At 54.3% G+C, this 18,459-nt stretch carries 11 protein-coding genes and 1 tRNA gene; all 12 read left to right on the top strand.

Annotated features, from left to right (window positions below):
• Positions 1-133 precede the first annotated feature (133 nt).
• The 12 genes from rpoB (at position 134) to LINBF2_RS11845 (ending at position 18,449) form a co-directional block, all read left to right on the top strand.
• Complete coding sequence (gene rpoB, locus LINBF2_RS11900) at positions 134-4,246, top strand: DNA-directed RNA polymerase subunit beta (protein WP_108281662.1); 4,113 nt, start codon at positions 134-136, stop codon at positions 4,244-4,246.
• Between the two features lie 28 nt (positions 4,247-4,274).
• Positions 4,275-8,501 (top strand): DNA-directed RNA polymerase subunit beta', encoded by a 4,227-nt coding sequence (gene rpoC / locus LINBF2_RS11895; protein WP_281889140.1) that lies wholly within the window; start codon positions 4,275-4,277, stop codon positions 8,499-8,501.
• 74 nt (positions 8,502-8,575) lie between these two features.
• Positions 8,576-9,133, top strand: a complete 558-nt coding sequence (locus LINBF2_RS11890; RefSeq protein ID WP_104800537.1) for a LemA family protein — start codon at positions 8,576-8,578, stop codon at positions 9,131-9,133.
• Complete coding sequence (rsmB, locus tag LINBF2_RS11885; protein ID WP_281889138.1) at positions 9,130-10,470, top strand: 16S rRNA (cytosine(967)-C(5))-methyltransferase RsmB; 1,341 nt, start codon at positions 9,130-9,132, stop codon at positions 10,468-10,470. Before LINBF2_RS11890 ends, rsmB begins: the two co-directional genes overlap by 4 nt.
• Before the next feature lie 61 nt (positions 10,471-10,531).
• Complete coding sequence (locus LINBF2_RS11880) at positions 10,532-11,086, top strand: DUF4390 domain-containing protein (protein ID WP_104800577.1); 555 nt, start codon at positions 10,532-10,534, stop codon at positions 11,084-11,086.
• Positions 11,083-13,362, top strand: coding sequence for an ATP-binding protein (locus LINBF2_RS11875; RefSeq protein ID WP_104800539.1), 2,280 nt, complete (start codon positions 11,083-11,085; stop codon positions 13,360-13,362). The genes LINBF2_RS11880 and LINBF2_RS11875 overlap by 4 nt, the downstream gene beginning before the upstream one ends.
• Positions 13,363-13,383: 21 nt before the next feature.
• On the top strand, positions 13,384-14,043 hold the full coding sequence (locus tag LINBF2_RS11870) for a response regulator (RefSeq protein ID WP_104800540.1): 660 nt from the start codon (positions 13,384-13,386) through the stop codon (positions 14,041-14,043).
• Positions 14,044-14,073: 30 nt separating this feature from the next.
• Positions 14,074-14,149: transfer RNA gene (locus tag LINBF2_RS11865), tRNA-Phe, on the top strand.
• Between the two features lie 186 nt (positions 14,150-14,335).
• Entirely contained in the window at positions 14,336-15,874 is a 1,539-nt protein-coding gene (locus tag LINBF2_RS11860) for a Rieske 2Fe-2S domain-containing protein (protein ID WP_281889134.1), read from the top strand.
• The gene (locus LINBF2_RS11855) at positions 15,871-16,863 is read left to right on the top strand and encodes a PDR/VanB family oxidoreductase (RefSeq protein ID WP_281889132.1); all 993 of its coding nucleotides are present in this window, start codon (positions 15,871-15,873) and stop codon (positions 16,861-16,863) included. Before LINBF2_RS11860 ends, LINBF2_RS11855 begins: the two co-directional genes overlap by 4 nt.
• Before the next feature lie 20 nt (positions 16,864-16,883).
• Positions 16,884-17,717, top strand: a complete 834-nt coding sequence (locus LINBF2_RS11850; protein ID WP_281889130.1) for a class II aldolase/adducin family protein — start codon at positions 16,884-16,886, stop codon at positions 17,715-17,717.
• Positions 17,718-17,771: 54 nt separating this feature from the next.
• Positions 17,772-18,449: a GntR family transcriptional regulator gene (locus LINBF2_RS11845; RefSeq protein WP_281889128.1), complete on the top strand. Its 678-nt coding sequence runs from the start codon at positions 17,772-17,774 to the stop codon at positions 18,447-18,449.
• Positions 18,450-18,459 lie beyond the last annotated feature (10 nt).

The raw sequence follows: 18,459 nt of genomic DNA, 5'->3' as shown, positions 1-18,459 counted from the left end.
GATGCCTTGGTTCGGGTTGCGTGCAATGCGCAACCGTCCGCCAACGCTGGTAGAGGCCAGCCGCCAAGCCTGACGTGTGGGACGTGATGTCCCATGCTGAAAACAGTTCTGAAAGATCAAGCCCGGAGATCTCATGGCCTACTCATACACCGAACGCAAGCGTATCCGCAAGAGTTTCGGCAGCCGCGACAGCGTGCTGGAAATTCCATATTTGTTGCAAATGCAAAAAGACGCGTACACCGCGTTCTTGCAAGCTGACGTTATTCCTAAAAAGCGTACCAACGAAGGTCTGCAAGCTGCTTTTGAAGCTGCATTCCCGATCGTGTCGCACAACGGTTTTGTTGAGATGAAATATCTCGAATACAACTTGGCCAAGCCCGCATTTGACGTGCGCGAATGCCAAACCCGTGGTTTGACTTTCTCCTCAGCTGTGCGCGCACGCGTGCAACTCATCATTTACGACCGTGAGTCTTCGACGCCACAGTCAAAAGTGGTCAAGGAAGTGAAAGAGCAAGAGGTCTACATGGGCGAAGTGCCTTTGATGACTGACAAAGGTTCCTTCATCATCAACGGTACAGAGCGCGTGATCGTGTCTCAGTTGCACCGTTCGCCTGGCGTGTTCTTCGAACACGATAAGGGCAAGACACACAGCTCTGGCAAATTGTTGTTCAGCGCACGCATCATCCCTTACCGCGGTTCATGGCTCGATTTCGAATTCGATCCCAAAGACTTGCTGTACTTCCGCGTCGACCGTCGCCGCAAGATGCCAGTTTCTATTCTGTTGAAAGCCATCGGCTTGACACCAGAAACCATCCTCGCGAACTTCTTCGTGAACGACAACTTCCGCTTGATGGACAGCGGCGCACAAATGGAATTTGTGGCCGAGCGTCTGCGCGGCGAAGTGGCTCGCTTTGACATCACTGACAAAGCCGGAAAAGTGATCGTTGCCAAAGACAAGCGCGTGACTGCACGTCACACCCGCGAGTTGGACGAAAGCAAAACCACGCACATCAGCGTGCCAGAAGATTTCTTGATTGGCCGCGTGTTGGCCAAGAACATCATCGACAGCGACACCGGCGAATTGATTGCCCGTGCCAACGATGAGTTGACAGAAGCCTTGCTCAAGAAATTGCGCGAAGCCGGCGTGCAAGAATTGCAATGTATCTACACCAACGAACTCGACCAAGGTGCGTACATTTCGCAAACGCTGCGTACAGACGAAACCGTGGACGAATTCGCTGCACGCGTGGCCATCTATCGCATGATGCGCCCTGGCGAGCCACCAACAGAAGACGCGGTGCAAGCCTTGTTCCAGCGCTTGTTCTACAACCCAGACACGTACGATTTGTCGCGCGTGGGTCGTATGAAGTTCAACGCCAAAGTTGGTACTGCTGAATCTACAGGTCCTATGGTCTTGACCAACGACGACATCTTGTCAGTTGTGAAGATCTTGGTGGACTTGCGTAACGGCCGTGGCGAAGTCGATGACATCGACCACTTGGGTAACCGTCGCGTGCGTTGCGTGGGCGAATTGGCCGAAAACCAATACCGCACAGGTTTGGCACGTATCGAAAAAGCCGTGAAAGAGCGTTTGGGCCAAGCCGAGCAAGAGCCGCTCATGCCTCACGACTTGATCAACTCCAAGCCAATCTCTGCTGCGCTCAAAGAATTCTTCGGCGCATCACAGTTGTCACAGTTCATGGACCAAACCAACCCATTGGCCGAGATCACGCACAAGCGTCGCGTCTCAGCCTTGGGCCCAGGCGGTTTGACGCGCGAACGTGCAGGCTTTGAAGTGCGTGACGTGCACGTGACCCACTACGGTCGTGTGTGCCCCATCGAAACACCAGAAGGTCCAAACATTGGTTTGATCAACTCTTTGGCTTTGTACGCCCGTTTGAACGAGTACGGTTTCATTGAAACTCCGTACCGTCGCGTGGTGGATGCCAAAGTGACGATGGACATCGATTACTTGTCCGCCATCGAAGAAGGCAAATACGTCATCGCTCAGGCCAACGCGGCTTTGGACAAAGACGGCAAGCTGACTGGCGACTTGGTATCTGCCCGTGAAAACGGCGAATCCATTTTGTGCGGTGCAGAGCGCATCCAGTACATGGACGTGTCTCCAGCTCAGATCGTGTCAGTGGCGGCCTCTTTGGTTCCGTTCCTCGAGCACGATGACGCGAACCGCGCGTTGATGGGTGCCAACATGTCACGTCAAGCCGTGCCCGTGTTGCGTCCAGAAAAGCCAATGGTCGGTACCGGTATTGAGCGCGTTGCTGCGGTCGACTCAGGCACTGTGGTGACGGCTACTCGCGGTGGTGTGGTTGACTATGTTGACGCAACCCGTGTTGTGGTTCGCGTGAACGACGCCGAAGCACAAGCTGGCGAAGTGGGCGTGGACATCTACAACCTCATCAAGTACCAACGTTCGAACCAAAACACCAACATCCATCAGCGTCCAATCGTCAAGCGTGGCGACAAGATTGCTAAGGGTGACGTGGTGGCTGACGGTGCATCAACTGACCTGGGTGAAATCGCCATCGGTCAAAACATGTTGATCGCCTTCATGCCATGGAACGGCTACAACTTCGAAGACTCGATCTTGATCAGCGAGCGCGTGGTGGCAGAAGACCGCTACACCTCGATCCACATCGAAGAACTCGTGGTGATGGCACGTGACACCAAGTTGGGTGCAGAAGAAATCACACGTGATATTCCAAACTTGGCTGAGCAACAACTCAACCGTTTGGATGACTCCGGCATCATCTACGTGGGTGCAGAAGTGCAACCCGGCGACACACTGGTCGGCAAGGTCACGCCTAAAGGCGAAACCACACTGACACCAGAAGAAAAACTGTTGCGAGCAATCTTCGGCGAAAAAGCCAGCGATGTGAAAGACACATCACTGCGCGTGAGCCAAGGTTCGCAAGGTACGGTTATCGACGTGCAAGTCTTCACCCGTGAAGGCATCGTGCGCGACAAGCGTGCTCAGCAAATTATTGATGACGAACTCAAGCGTTTCCGTCTCGACTTGAACGACCAGCTCCGCATCGTGGAAGCTGACGCGTTTGACCGTATCGAAAAACTCTTGAACGGCAAAACCGCCAACGGTGGTCCTAACAAGTTGGCCAAGGGCAGCAAGATCGACAAGGCCTACTTGGCTTCTGTCGAGAAGTTCCACTGGTTCGACATCCGTCCTTCTGATGAAGAAACTGCAGGCCAGTTGGAAAGCATCAAGAACGCGATGGAACAAACCCGTCACAGCTTTGACTTGGCCTTCGAAGAGAAGCGCAAGAAGTTGACGCAAGGCGACGAGTTGCCAGCAGGCGTGTTGAAGATGGTCAAGGTTTACTTGGCCGTCAAGCGTCGCTTGCAGCCTGGTGACAAGATGGCCGGCCGTCACGGTAACAAGGGTGTGGTGTCAAAGATCGTTCCGGTCGAAGACATGCCTTACATGGCCGACGGCACACCTTGCGACATCGTGTTGAACCCCTTGGGCGTTCCTTCACGTATGAACGTGGGTCAGGTGTTGGAAGTTCACTTGGGTTGGGCTGGTAAAGGTATCGGTCAACGCATTGGCAACATGCTCCAAGAGCAGGCCAAGGCCGCTGAAATTCGCGCCTTCATGGAAGAGCTGTACAACGGTTCTGGCCGCAAGGAAGACCTGAGCAAGCTCAACGACACGCAAATTGTCGAGATGGCTGGCAACTTGACCAACGGTGTTCCATTTGCAACCCCCGTGTTCGACGGCGCTGCAGAAGAAGACATCCGCACCATGTTGAAGTTGGCTTACCCAGATGACATCGCCAAGGCGAAAGGTCTGACCGCCACACGTACACAAGCGAACTTGTTTGATGGCCGTACGGGCGAAGCTTTCGAGCGTCCAACCACCATCGGCTATATGCACTTCTTGAAGCTCCATCATTTGGTTGACGACAAGATGCACGCACGTTCTACCGGCCCATACAGCTTGGTCACACAGCAGCCGCTGGGTGGTAAGGCTCAGTTCGGTGGCCAGCGTTTCGGTGAGATGGAGGTGTGGGCTTTGGAAGCTTACGGCGCGTCTTACACATTGCAAGAAATGTTGACCGTCAAGTCCGACGACGTGCAAGGCCGTACCAAGGTGTACGAGAGCATTGTCAAAGGCGAACACTCGATCGAAGCGGGCATGCCCGAATCGTTCAACGTGTTGGTCAAAGAAATTCGTTCATTGGGCATCGACATTGAGTTGGACCGCGCTTAAGCGGTTTGACGACATAAGGATTTAAAACATGAAATCATTACTCGACCTGTTCAAGCAGTTCACGCCCGATGAGCATTTCGATGCCATCAAAATTGGCATGGCTTCTCCAGAGAAGATCCGCTCATGGTCTTTCGGCGAAGTGAAAAAGCCAGAAACCATCAACTACCGTACCTTCAAGCCCGAGCGCGATGGTCTGTTTTGCGCCAAGATTTTTGGACCAATCAAAGACTACGAATGCTTGTGCGGCAAATACAAACGCCTCAAGCACCGTGGCGTGATTTGCGAGAAGTGCGGCGTTGAAGTCACACAAACCAAAGTGCGTCGCGAGCGTATGGGGCACATCGACCTGGCCGCACCTTGCGCCCACATCTGGTTCTTGAAGTCGCTGCCATCACGTTTGGGCCTCGTGCTTGACATGACGCTGCGTGACATCGAACGCGTGTTGTACTTTGAAGCATATGTTGTGACCGATCCCGGCATGACACCTTTGAAGAAATTCGCCATCATGTCGGAAGACGACTACGAAGCCAAAGTGGTGGAGTACGGTGACGAATTCATCGCCAAGATGGGCGCTGAAGGTATCAAAGATTTGCTCGAAGGTCTCGACCTCGACGTAGAAATCGAGAAGCTGCGCAACGACCTGACTGGCTCTGAACTCAAGATCAAGAAGAACGCCAAGCGTTTGAAATTGATGGAAGCGTTCAAGAAGTCTGGCATCAAGCCCGAGTGGATGGTGTTGTCTGTCTTGCCCGTGTTGCCACCTGATTTGCGCCCACTGGTGCCGTTGGACGGCGGTCGTTTTGCGACCTCCGATTTGAACGATTTGTACCGTCGCGTGATCAACCGTAACAGCCGTCTGCGTCGTTTGCTCGAGCTGAAGGCTCCAGAAATCATTGCTCGCAACGAAAAGCGTATGTTGCAAGAAGCCGTGGACAGCTTGCTGGACAACGGCCGTCGCGGCAAGGCCATGACAGGCGCCAACAAGCGCGCCTTGAAGTCTTTGGCTGACATGATCAAAGGTAAGAGCGGTCGTTTCCGTCAAAACTTGTTGGGTAAGCGCGTCGACTACTCTGGTCGTTCAGTGATTACCGTGGGCCCAACTTTGAAACTGCACCAGTGCGGTTTGCCAAAGTTGATGGCACTCGAGTTGTTCAAGCCTTTCATCTTCTCGCGTCTCGAAGCCATGGGCATCGCGACCACCATCAAGGCTGCGAAGAAAGAAGTTGAATCAGGCTCAGCCGTGGTGTGGGACATCTTGGAAGAGGTGATCAAAGAGCACCCCGTCATGCTGAACCGTGCGCCTACGCTGCACCGCTTGGGTATTCAAGCCTTCGAACCTATCTTGATCGAAGGTAAAGCCATTCAGTTGCACCCACTCGTCTGTTCAGCGTTCAACGCCGACTTCGACGGTGACCAAATGGCCGTTCACGTGCCTTTGTCTGTGGAAGCACAGATGGAAGCCCGTACCTTGATGCTGGCTTCGAACAACATCTTGTTCCCTGCCAACGGCGAACCTTCTATCGTTCCTTCTCAAGACGTTGTGTTGGGCTTGTACTACGCCACCCGTGACCGTATCAACGGCAAGGGCGAAGGCTTGGTGTTTGCCAACTTGACCGAAGTGCAACGCGCGTTGGACGCTGGTGTGGTCGAATTGACCGCCAAAGTGGCCGTGCGTTTGACTGAGTGGACCAAGGACAAAGAAACCGGTGAATTCGTGCCGACCACCAGCTTGGTTGATACGACTGTGGGCCGCGCTTTGTTGTCAGAAATCTTGCCTAAGGGCTTGCCTTTCTCGAACATCAACAAGTCGTTGAAGAAGAAAGAAATTTCTAAGCTCATCAACGTGTCATTCCGCAAGTGCGGTTTGAAAGAAACCGTCGTGTTCGCTGACAAGCTGTTGCAAAACGGTTTCCGTTTGGCCACACGCGCTGGTATCTCGATTGCCATCGATGACATGTTGGTGCCGCCAGAAAAAGGCGCCATCATCAGCGCGTCTGAAAAAGAAGTCAAAGACATCGAACAGCAATACGTGTCCGGTTTGGTGACTTCTGGCGAGCGTTACAACAAGGTGGTTGACATCTGGGGTAAGGCTGGCGACGCGGTGTCAAAGGTGATGATGGACCAACTCCGCAAAGAGAAGACCATCGACCGCCATGGCAAAGAAGTCGAACAAGAATCGTTCAACTCCATCTACATGATGGCCGACTCTGGCGCTCGCGGTTCTGCCGCTCAGATCCGTCAGTTGGCTGGTATGCGTGGTTTGATGGCTAAGCCTGACGGCTCCATCATTGAGACACCCATCACGGCTAACTTCCGTGAAGGTCTGAACGTGTTGCAGTACTTTATTTCCACCCACGGTGCACGTAAAGGTCTGGCCGACACGGCGTTGAAGACAGCGAACTCCGGTTACTTGACACGTCGTTTGGTTGACGTGACTCAAGACTTGGTCGTCACTGAACACGATTGCGGCACGACCAACGGTCAATTGATGCGCGCCATCGTTGAAGGTGGTGAAGTGATCGAATCCTTGCGCGACCGCATCTTGGGCCGCACAGCGATTGAAGATGTGCTCAACCCAGAAACACGTGCGGTGTTGGTCAAAGCTGGCGTCATGCTGGACGAAGACATCATTGATGAAATCGAAGCCGCAGGCGTCGACGAAGTCAAAGTGCGCACCGCATTGAATTGCGAAACACGCTTCGGCTTGTGCGCCATGTGTTACGGCCGTGACTTGGGTCGCGGTGGCTTGGTGAACAACGGTGAAGCTGTCGGCGTGATCGCTGCGCAGTCCATCGGTGAACCTGGTACACAGCTGACCATGCGTACGTTCCACATCGGTGGTGCAGCGTCTCGCGCAGCTGTCGCTTCTAGCGTCGAAGCCAAGTCGAACGGTGTGATTGGCTTCAACGCCACCATGCGCTACGTGTCCAACACCAAAGGTGAGTTGGTGGTGATTTCTCGCTCTGGCGAAATCACCATCCACGACGAACATGGTCGCGAGCGTGAGCGTCACAAAGTGCCATACGGTGCGATCTTGGCCATCAAGCCAGACCAAACCATCAAGGCCGGTGTGATCTTGGCGAACTGGGATCCATTGACACGACCCATCATCACTGAATTCGCCGGTAAGGTGCAATTCGAGAACGTCGAAGAAGGCCTCACTGTGGCCAAGCAAATGGACGAAGTCACAGGCTTGTCCACCTTGGTGGTGATTGACCCGAAACGTCGCGGCGCAACCAAAGTGGTTCGCCCACAGGTCAAGCTGATCGACGCCTCTGGCAAAGAAGTGAAGATTCCTGGCACAGACCACGCAGTGACAATTGGCTTCCAAATTGGCGCGTTGCTCCAAGTGCGCGACGGCATGGATGTGGGCCCAGGCGAAGTCTTGGCACGTATCCCTGTTGAAGGTCAAAAGACCCGCGACATTACCGGCGGTTTGCCACGTGTGGCCGAACTGTTCGAAGCCCGCTCACCCAAAGACAAGGGCATGTTGGCTGAGATGACTGGTACTGTGTCGTTTGGTAAAGAAACCAAAGGCAAGGTGCGTTTGCAGATCACTGACCCAGAAGGCAAAGTGTGGGACGAACTCATTCCTAAAGAGAAGAACATCTTGGTTCACGAAGGCCAAGTGGTCAACAAAGGCGAGAGCGTTGTGGACGGCCCAGCCGACCCACAAGACATCTTGCGTTTGCTCGGCATGGAAGAGCTGGCTCGCTACATCGTTGACGAAGTCCAAGACGTTTACCGCTTGCAAGGTGTGAAGATCAACGACAAGCACATCGAAGTGATCGTGCGTCAAATGTTGCGTCGTGTCGTCGTCGGTAGCGTGGGTGACTCTAACTACATCGCTGGCGAACAAGTTGAGCGTTCTGAAATTCTCAACACCAACGAAGCACTGCAACGTGATGGCAAAGTCCCCGCGACTTTCACCAACTTGTTGTTGGGTATTACCAAAGCGTCCTTGTCGACCGATTCGTTCATCTCTGCGGCTTCTTTCCAAGAAACCACACGTGTGTTGACCGAAGCGGCCATCATGGGCAAGCGCGACGAATTGCGTGGCTTGAAAGAAAACGTCATCGTCGGCCGCCTGATTCCTGCAGGTACCGGCATGGCTTATCACAAAGCACGCAAGGTCAAAGACGCGATGGACGACGCCGAGCGCCGCGCCATTGCTGAAGCCGAAGCTGCTGAGTTGGCTGGAGAATCTTCTGACGAAGAGACCCAAGTCGATCACGGCGCTGGCGAAGAAGCGTAAAGCGACCCCCTCAACAAAGGCCCGAAAGGGCCTTTGTTGTTTGGGCTCAACGGAGAAAGCACAAGGAGTTCAACATGCTTGATGCGTGGTGGTTTTGGCTGTTCGTGGCCGTGATGGTGTTTTGGAGCGTAGGTGCGTACCGCCGTTTGGTGGGCTTGCGCACGGCGGTGAACAAACAGTTTGCTGTGCTCGAAGAGCTCATGCTGCGTTACCAAGCGCTGGTGCAAGAGGCCACGACCGCGGCGGTGACGTCGCCTTCGGGTTGGCAAACCGCGGTGTCGCCCGAGCTGGGTGCCAGCCATTGGACTCGGCTGCAAGTGGCGGCTAATTTGTCAGCCATGGCCTTGGCGCGCATGCAAGAGCATCCCTTGGACCCTTCATCTTCTATTGCCTTGGTGGCTACGAGTCGTGACTTGCAAGATGCATGGGAAGCCCTCACGCACCCCGATGTGTATTACGTCTCTGTGCCTGCTGAATTGACGCAACGATGGGCCGAGCTGGGCATTGCGACACAGCCAGATTTGCAGCGCTTTAACCAAGCTGTGACCCATTACAACGAATCGATTGACATGTTCCCCGCTACTTTGATGGCGCGCTTGTTCAAATTCAAACCCGGACGCATATTGGAATGAATGATCACAAAAACACCTCTGTCCCACTGTGGCAGCAGCTGCAAGCTGTAGCCCAAGCCTTGGCGCAAGTGCGGCGTGGTGTGTCTGGCACGGCAGCCCTAGAGGCTGTGCCGTCAAGCTTGCGCCCTGGCGTGCAAGCCTTGCTGTTTCAGGCCTTGCGCCAGTTGGGGCGTGCGCAAGCCTTGCGTGCGCAACTGGCGTCGCGTGCGCCTGCACCTTTACCAGATGCCTTGCTGTGTACCGCACTGGCTTTGGCGTGGGACCCAGAGAATGCGCCTTACGAGCCCCACACCTTGGTCAACCAAGCTGTGGAAGCTGCCAAAAAAACGCGAAGCTTGCAAATGCAAGCCAACTTTTTAAACGCTTGCTTGCGCCGCTTTTTGCGAGAGCGAGATGCCTTGGTCAAAGCCACAGACAACGACGTGCACGCGCAATGGAATCATCCTGAGTGGTGGGTTAAGCGCTTGCAAAATGACCACCCCGACCATTGGCAAAACATCCTGCAGGCGAACAACCAAGCCGCACCCATGACATGGCGGGTCAACACCTCGCGCATCAGCCGTGAGGCGTTACAAACTGATTGGGCCAACCACGGCATCGTCTCGCAGCCTGTGGGCGAGCAAGGCTTGGTACTGGCGCAAGCCCACAGCGTGCGCGACATACCTGGATTTGCCGAAGGTCTGTGTTCGGTACAAGATGCCGCTGGCCAATGCTCAGCGCAAATTTTGCTCAAAGACCTCGCGCCCGTAGATCAAAAACTGCGCGTGCTCGACGCTTGCGCAGCACCCGGGGGCAAGACAGCGCACTTGCTGGAGCTGCTCCGCGACACCTCTGAAGTTATCGCTCTCGACATTGATCCACAACGCTGTGAACGCATCACGCAAAACTTGCAACGCATTGGCCGCTCAGCCAAGGTGATTGCCGCCGATGCGGCACAAACCAAAACATGGTGGGACGGCCAATTGTTTGATGCGATTCTTTTGGATGCTCCGTGTACAGCCTCGGGCATCGTGCGACGTCACCCAGATGTGCGTTGGTTGCGTCGTGAGGCTGATATCGACAAGCTGGCTGCGATTCAGAAAAATTTACTCAAACAGTTGTGGCCTTTGGTCAAACCTGGTGGTCGCTTGTTGTACTGCACCTGTTCAGTTTTCAGAGCTGAAGGTGAGAACCAAGCCAAAACGTTTGTTGAACACAACACCAATGCCCGTTTACTGCCGTCTCCGGGGCATTTAAGACCCCAAAGTGGCTCAACAACTGCCGTGCTCACCGACAATCTACAGGGTGACCACGATGGCTTTTATTACGCACTGCTGGAAAAATTTTCTGCGCCTTGATCTGCTCATTTTGGGTGGCCTCAAACGCGGACAGCAGCTGTGCGTGGCGCTCTTGGTCGTGATGTCACTGTTTGTTTCTGGTGTCGCGCAAGCTGATACAACAGTTGAATTGCAAGGACTGAAATTAGAACGACAAGACACAGGCCTGTATATGTCGGGTCAGTGGCGATTTGATTTGCCACCCGCACTAGAAGATGCCTTGCTCAAAGGCATCACACTTTACTTCGTGACTGAAGTGGATGTCAGTCAAGAGCGTTGGTATTTTTACAACCAACGTGTTGCGCATGCAGAGCGCCATGTGCGTTTGTTTTACCAACCCCTCACGCGCCGCTGGCGCGTCAACATTTCGCCACAGCCTTTCAATGTCAGTGGCTTGGGCGTGAGTCTGGGACAAAGTTACGACACAGCCGAGGATGCGCTGAATGCTGTGCGTCGAATTGTCCAATGGCGCATCGCGAATGCGGCCGAGGTGAGTTCGGATGCTAAGCAAACCATAGCGATCAATTTCAAGCTGGATCTCAAACAATTGCCGCGTCCATTGCAAATCGGTGCGGCTGGCCAAAGTGATTGGAATATCAGCTTTGGTAAAACGCAGCGTATGGAGCTGGTGCCATGATCGAGCTTGCAGAAAAGCGCACGCGCCTTTCTAGCTTTCAGTTGAGATGGTTGTTGGTCATCAGCGCTGCGGTGGTGTTAGGGCTTGGATTGGTTTTGTTGTTCTTGCTGACGCAAGCCGCAGATAACCGCGAACTTTACGAACAAAACTACCGACAACTGTTTGGCTTGAATGTGGTGGTTGCCACGTTGTTGATGGGTGTGATCGTCTGGATGTCTGGCCGTTTACTCATGCGGTTACGTCAAGGAAAGTTTGGCAGTCGTTTGTTGCTCAAAATTGCCGCCACATTTGCGTTGGTCGGTTTTTTGCCAGGCTTGTTGATTTACAGCGTGTCGTATCAATTCGTATCCCGTTCGATTGAGAGTTGGTTTGATGTGAAGGTTGAAGGGGCCTTAGATGCAGGCTTGAGCTTGGGGCGCATCACACTGGACACCTTGGCCAATGATCTCGGTCAAAAAACACGTGCGGCGAGTTCGCAAATCAATGATCTGCCAGATGCTTCTGTGGGCATTGCCCTTGAACGCATGAAAGATCAGCTTGGTGCAGACGATGTGATTTTGTGGAGTACAGCCGGACAAGCAATTTCCAGTGCGGGCGAATCGCGCTACAAAATCAATCCCGACCGCCCCACGCCTGCGCAGTTGCGATTGGTCAAAACACAAAGCGTGGTGACAGCCATTGACGGCTTGGACGAAGCTGAATTGCAAGGCACAGCCAAGGCGCGCATTCGTGCACTGGTGTTGGTGGCGCCTTCTGGCTTGGGGCTGTTGATTGAGCCGCGTGTGTTGCAAGTCACCAAGGCTATCCCACCGACGTTGGTGAGCAATGCGTTGGCTGTAGAAGTGGCCTACCGTGAGTATCAAGAGCGTGCACTCGGTCGAGAAGGGCTGCGCAGCATGTACATCGGTACCCTGACCCTGAGTTTATTTTTGGCAGTGTTTGGTGCGGTGCTGCTGGCCGTGTTGTTGGGTAACCAACTGGCTCGTCCGTTGCTGATGTTGGCAGAAGGTGTGCGTGATGTGGCTGCCGGCGACTTGAGCCCCAAGCCCGCACTGCAAGGACGAGACGAATTGGGTGGCTTGACACGCTCATTCGCCCAGATGACCCAACAACTGGCTGACGCCCGTTCTGCGGTGGACCGAAGCATGCTGCAGGTACACACCTCGCGTGCCAACTTGCAAACCATCCTCGATAACCTCACCGCCGGTGTGATTGTGTTGACTGAGGATGGTCGCATTAAATCTTCCAACCCTGGTGCCACGCGGATCTTGCGTGTGCCATTGGCCGCATGGGAAGGCCGCTCGTTGCGTGATATCGAAGGTTTGGTGGAGTTCGCCGAACATGTGCACCACGAGTTTGACGGTTTCTTGGGCGAGCGCAGTCAACACGGTTTAGACCATTGGCAGCAATCGTTTGAACTGCATGCCACCGCCATCAGCCCGGCTGTGCAGTTGAGTGATGACAAGCAACAGCACATAACCTTGCTGGCGCGTGGTGCCGTGCTACCTAACAACGGTCGCTTGTTGGTGTTTGACGATATTTCTGAAATCGTCTCTGCACAACGTGCGCAAGCTTGGGGCGAAGTGGCGCGTCGTTTGGCGCATGAGATTAAAAATCCGCTCACACCTATTCAGCTCTCGGCTGAGCGTTTAGAGATGAAGCTCACAGGCAAGCTGCAAGAGCCTGAACAGCTGATCTTGAATAAATCGGTCAAGACCATCGTGGACCAAGTGGATGCGATGAAGCGTTTGGTCAATGAGTTTCGTGATTACGCACGACTGCCGGTGGCTGAGTTGAAGCCGCTGGACTTGAATGCTTTGGTGCAAGACGTGATGCAACTTTACGGGACAGAGAACGCTGCTGTGCCAGTGCATGCGCAACTCGATGTGGCTTGCCCCATCATCTTGGGTGATGCGCAGCAGCTGCGCCAAGTCGTGCACAACCTGCTGCAAAACGCGCAAGACGCAACCGAGGGGCAAGCACATCCCATGGTGTCGATTGCCACCCAATGGGTGCCGACATCAGGCCGTGTGCGCTTGGTGGTGCGTGACAACGGGCCAGGCTTTCCTCCCAAAATTCTGAACCGTGCGTTTGAGCCGTATGTGACCACCAAGACGCGCGGCACTGGCCTTGGATTGGCTGTGGTGAAGAAAATTGCTGATGAACATTCGGCACGCATTGACTTGAAAAATCGTGGATTACAGGGGCGGGTGATAGGGGCGCAAGTGTCGTTATCATTCCAAGTTGCAGAATCGCAACAAAACCAACTCATTTAATTCAGCGAGACAAGTTAAGACATGGCAAACATTTTGGTGGTGGATGACGAATTGGGCATTCGGGACCTCCTGTTTGAGATCCTCAACGACGAAGGTCATGCCGTTGAAGTGGCGGAAAACGCAGCGCAGGCACGCATAGCACGCCAAGCTGCACGCCCTGATTTGGTTTTGCTGGATATTTGGATGCCCGACACCGATGGCGTGACTTTGCTCAAAGAATGGGCAGGGGCCGGTTTGTTGAACATGCCCGTCATCATGATGAGTGGCCATGCCACCATCGATACAGCGGTCGAAGCGACACGGATTGGCGCACAAGCATTCCTAGAAAAACCCATCACCATGCAGAAATTGCTCAAAGCGGTTGAGCAGGGTTTGATGCGTAAGCCGATGGCTTCGCCAGCTGCCAAAGGACTTGCTTCTAGCACGAGCAAAGATGCCGCTGCATCACTTGTCACGCCGCAAGCCGTGGTGTTGCCGCCGACACATCAAAGCTTTGATTTGGAGCAACCGCTGCGCGAAGCGCGTGATGCGTTTGAGCGCGCTTACTTTGAATACCACCTCACGCAAGAGAGTGGTTCCATGACCCGTGTGGCTGACAAAACAGGTTTGGAGCGTACGCACTTGTATCGCAAGCTCAAGCAGCTTGGGGTCGACTTATCTAAGGCCAAGCGCGCGGCTTAGGCTGCTGCTTCGTGCTATAATTTCATTCACGGCCCGGTAGCTCAGTTGGTAGAGCAGCGGATTGAAAATCCGCGTGTCACAGGTTCGATCCCCGTCCAGGCCACCAGATTCAACCCCGTAGTTTCGCAAGAAGCTACGGGGTTTTTCTTTGTGCTGTGCAGTTTGTAGTCTCGTTGTACAACAAGGGTTACTCCTGATTTATCAGGCCAAACTCTGACGGTATTCTCTGTATACAGAATACAGAGCTCGGAATTTAATCTCTTCATCAACCACAAACCTCACAGGCAGAGCCATGAACACACGAGACAAAACCAATCCAGCAGACGCACCCACGGAAAAGAAGTTGGTTCCGTTTGGGGGCTACTACACCAGCCGCGAGCCGGGCCATGACCCCGAGCTGACGGAGACGGGGCCAGGCACGCCCTTGGGCGAATACATGCGTCGTTTTTGGCATCCGGTTTGCATGGCCATGGAGCTCACGGATACGCCACGTTTTCTGAAAATCATGGGGGAAGAGTTGGTGGCATTCCGTGATGGTTCGGGCCGCATTGGCTTGCTGCACGCACATTGCGTGCATCGCGGTGCTTCATTGGAATACGGCAAGATCGAAGAGCGTGGCATTTCATGCTGCTACCACGGCATGGTGTTTGACATCGATGGCACATGTTTGCGCGTGCCTTTCCCACAAGGTGAAGAGGAAGAAGGTGAGCGCTATCGTTGTTCGATCCGACAAGGGGCCTACAAGGCCTTCGAGCGTCATGGTTTGATCTTTGCCTACATGGGCCCGCCCGAGCAAGAGCCGCCATTTCCAGAGTGGGAAAGCAATTACACGGTGGCCGATGGTGATGAGCTGGTGCCGTACAGCAACTTCCAACATTGCAACTGGCTGCAAGTTCAAGACAACTCAGCCGACAACTATCACACCATGGCGTTGCACGCCAAACGCCAAGTGACAGGCGAGCATTACCAAGGCACCACGTTTGATGAGGTGGGTGCTGCATCGATGGAAGTGCCCCCCGATATGCAGTTCGTGCCTGTGCATGGTGGCCGTGGCCTGGCTGGTGCAGGTGCACGTCGTTCAGACGACGATCACATGTTCATCCGTGTGCAGCACCAAGTGTTGCCCAACATGAGCTTGCATGCCTACACCTCAGAGGATGGCAAGAAAAAGAAATTGTTCAGCCGCTTTCACATGATCCGTTGGACTGTGCCGGTGGATGACCAAAACAGCAAAATGATCGGATGGCGTGTCATGGGCCCCGGCATTGATACGCGTGGCATTGGCGACAAGAGCATGGTGGGTTACGAGACCATCGACTTCTTGGAAGGTCAAGTGGCCATGCGCCGTCCTGAGCGATTTGGCAAATACAAATTGGAAGACATGCCGCCTATCCCGACGGATCACCGCGCACGGGAAAACTACAAAGACTGCCAATACGCGCCTGGCGATTACGAGGCCATCATCAGCCAGCGCCCGATTGCGATTCATGCGTTGGAAAACCCCACCAAATTCGATGCAGGGTTGTACATGTTCCGTAAACTGCTGCGTGACGCTGTGCGCGGCACCAACCCGCAAGCCGGCCCAGAGCAGTTTGCCCAGTGGCTGCGTGATTGCGGTGGTGAGCCTAACAGCTACTGCTCGGGTAACGTGTTTGATTTGCCTGTTGGACGTACGACAGAAGAGGAAGTGACTTTGCGTCGTTACCTTGCCAAGCAAGTTCTGGCGATCATCACCGAGGCAGAAAAGCTCAAAGGTCAAGAGCGCGCTCAGTTTGTCCAAACCAAGATGGAAGCGCTCCAACAAGAAGTGCTGGCCAAGAGGCACGCATGAACGCCTCGTTGCCCAAAAACGTGATGTCACAACCGCCTGAGCACATGCAATTGCAGGTGCAGGCCATCCGCTTAGAAGCCCAAGGTATTTGTTCCTTTGAGTTGACGGATCCCAGCGGACATGCGTTGCCCAGCTTTGAGGCTGGCGCGCATGTGGATGTGCATTTGGCAGGAGGTCTTGTTCGCTCTTACTCATTGGCGGGCGATCCACAGGATGCAAGTAAATGGGTGCTGGGTGTGTTGCGCGAGCCCAAGAGTCGAGGCGGCTCACAAGCCATGCACGACAAGGTGCGCGTGGGCGATGTGATCACCGTCGGCCCTGTGCGCAATGCATTTCCAATGACCACCGATGCAAAACACACCATTTTGTTAGGGGGTGGCATTGGCATCACGCCGCTGAAGTCCATGGCGCATACGCTGGCTGCCAAAGGCGCGTCATTTGAATTGCACTACTGCGCACGCAGCTCCAAAAACGTTGCATTTGTCGATGTGTTGCGTACCGTTGTACCTGCTGAGCGCTTGCACTTTCACTTTGATGAGGGAGATCCTGCCAAGGGTCTAGACATCAAAGCGTTAATGTGGCGGCCGGCTGCTGACACACATGTGTACTACTGCGGGCCGGGAGGATTTATGAAAGCCTGCGCAGAAGCGAGTGCGCATTGGCCAGACGCTATGGTGCACAGCGAGCACTTCAAGGCGCCTGATCCTGTGGCCTCCGATATGCCCGACGGTGCATTTGAGGTGCGCTTGGTTCGCAGCGGCGAAACCATCCAAGTGGGGCCAGACCAAACCATCGTACGTGCCATTGAGCTCACGGGCAGAAGGGTTGCTACCTCGTGCCTATCCGGCTTGTGCGGCGCGTGCAAAGTGGACTATATCGACGGTGAAGTCGATCATCGCGACTACATCTTGAATGACGAAGAAAAGACACGTTGCCTCACCGTGTGTGTGTCACGCGCCAAGGGCAAAACATTGTCGTTAGATCTTTAAATAACCATCAGGAGATACATATGTTGGACAAAGTCAAAACACCCGTTGCAACGCAACACAAAAAATCAATTTATGACCCGATACAAAGTGGGTTGATTTACCCAGAGATGCCAAAGTTTGAAAGCTTTGAAGCCGAGCGACTGCACCGCAAGCAACGCCTGGTGGCCGCTTGCCGAGCATTCGCATTGGAAGGCTTTGACTACGGTTTTGCGGGGCACTTGACCATTCGCGACCCTGAGCATCCAGAGCTCTACTGGACCAATCCCATGTGTGTGCACTTCTCACAGGTCAAGGTGTCAAACCTGATCTTGGCCGATCACAAAGGCCATGTCGTGGAAGGAAAGCATGCCATCAACCGTGCGGGCTTTGTGCTGCATGCCGCAGTGCATGAGGCGCACCCCGACATCATTTCCATGTGTCATGCCCATACGGTGTATGGCACTGCCTTTGCCGCGCTGGGTCGCCCGCTTGAGCCTATCTCGCAAGATGCCGCGGCTTTCTTTGAAGACCATGTGGTGATCAAAGACGAAGCCGGTCAAGTCGCGGTGGAAGAGAGCGCGGGTTTGGCGGTGTGTGATTGGTTCAAGGGCGTGAAAGCCGCCATCCACCAAAACCACGGTTTGCTGACGGCCAGCCGCCACAGCATCGAAGCCGCGGCGTTTTGGTTCATCGCCTTGGAGCGTTGCTGCCGTCAACAGTTGATGGTTGAAGCCACGGGGCACAAGCCTGTGTTGGTCACGCCAGAGCGTTCACGCTACAGCCGTGAACACGTGGGCTCTGAATACATTGGCTGGTTGCATTTCCAACCCATTTACGACCATTTGGCTGCCACGCAACCCGACATGTTCGCGTAAGTGTCGTCGCTGGGAATCTGGTAGCCTCATCATGAAGAAAAAATGGAGTTCTGAATGAGTTTGGCCAAGATTCCCAGTCGTACAGACTACGTGGATGAAGTCTATAAAACATTGCTAGATGCCATCAGCGCGGGAAAGCTCGCACCAGGTGAACGCATCACCCAAGAAGACCTGGCTGAACGGCTCAACGTGTCGCGGTCGCCTGTTTTGCAAGCGTTGCGCTTGCTCAAAAAAGACGGCTTGCTTGAAGAAGCACCAGGCCGTGGTTTGGTGGTCGCCAAGCTCAACCCTGTTCAGATCGGTCACCTCTACCAAGTGCGCGGCGCGTTGGATGGCCTGGCCGCAAGGTTGGCTTCCGCGCGTCATGCCAAGATTCCTTTGTCGTTGATTGACGCGGGGCGCGAAGCCGCTGTGGGTTCAGATGTCAAAGCCATGATTGAGGCGGACACTGCGTTTCACAAAGCCATCTACGAAGCCTCTGGTAATCCGTTCATCGTGGATAACGCGATGCTGCACTGGATTCATCTGCGCCGCGTGATGGGCGCTGTCTTGCAAAGAAGCGTGGGCCGTGATGGCATTTGGGATGAACATGCCGCCATCGTCACAGCCATTCATGACGGCAATGGCGACCTGGCGGCCGCTTTGTCTGAACAGCACACAGACGTTGCGAGAGAGGCATTGGTCGGCAATCTTCAGCATTCCGAATCAGAACTTGAACGCATGGAAGCCTAAGACGGACATG

Source organism: Limnohabitans sp. TEGF004 (genome assembly GCF_027924965.1).
In the GTDB taxonomy this organism is placed as follows: Bacteria; Pseudomonadota; Gammaproteobacteria; order Burkholderiales; family Burkholderiaceae_C; genus Limnohabitans.
This window is presented reverse-complemented; position numbering and strand designations above follow the sequence as displayed.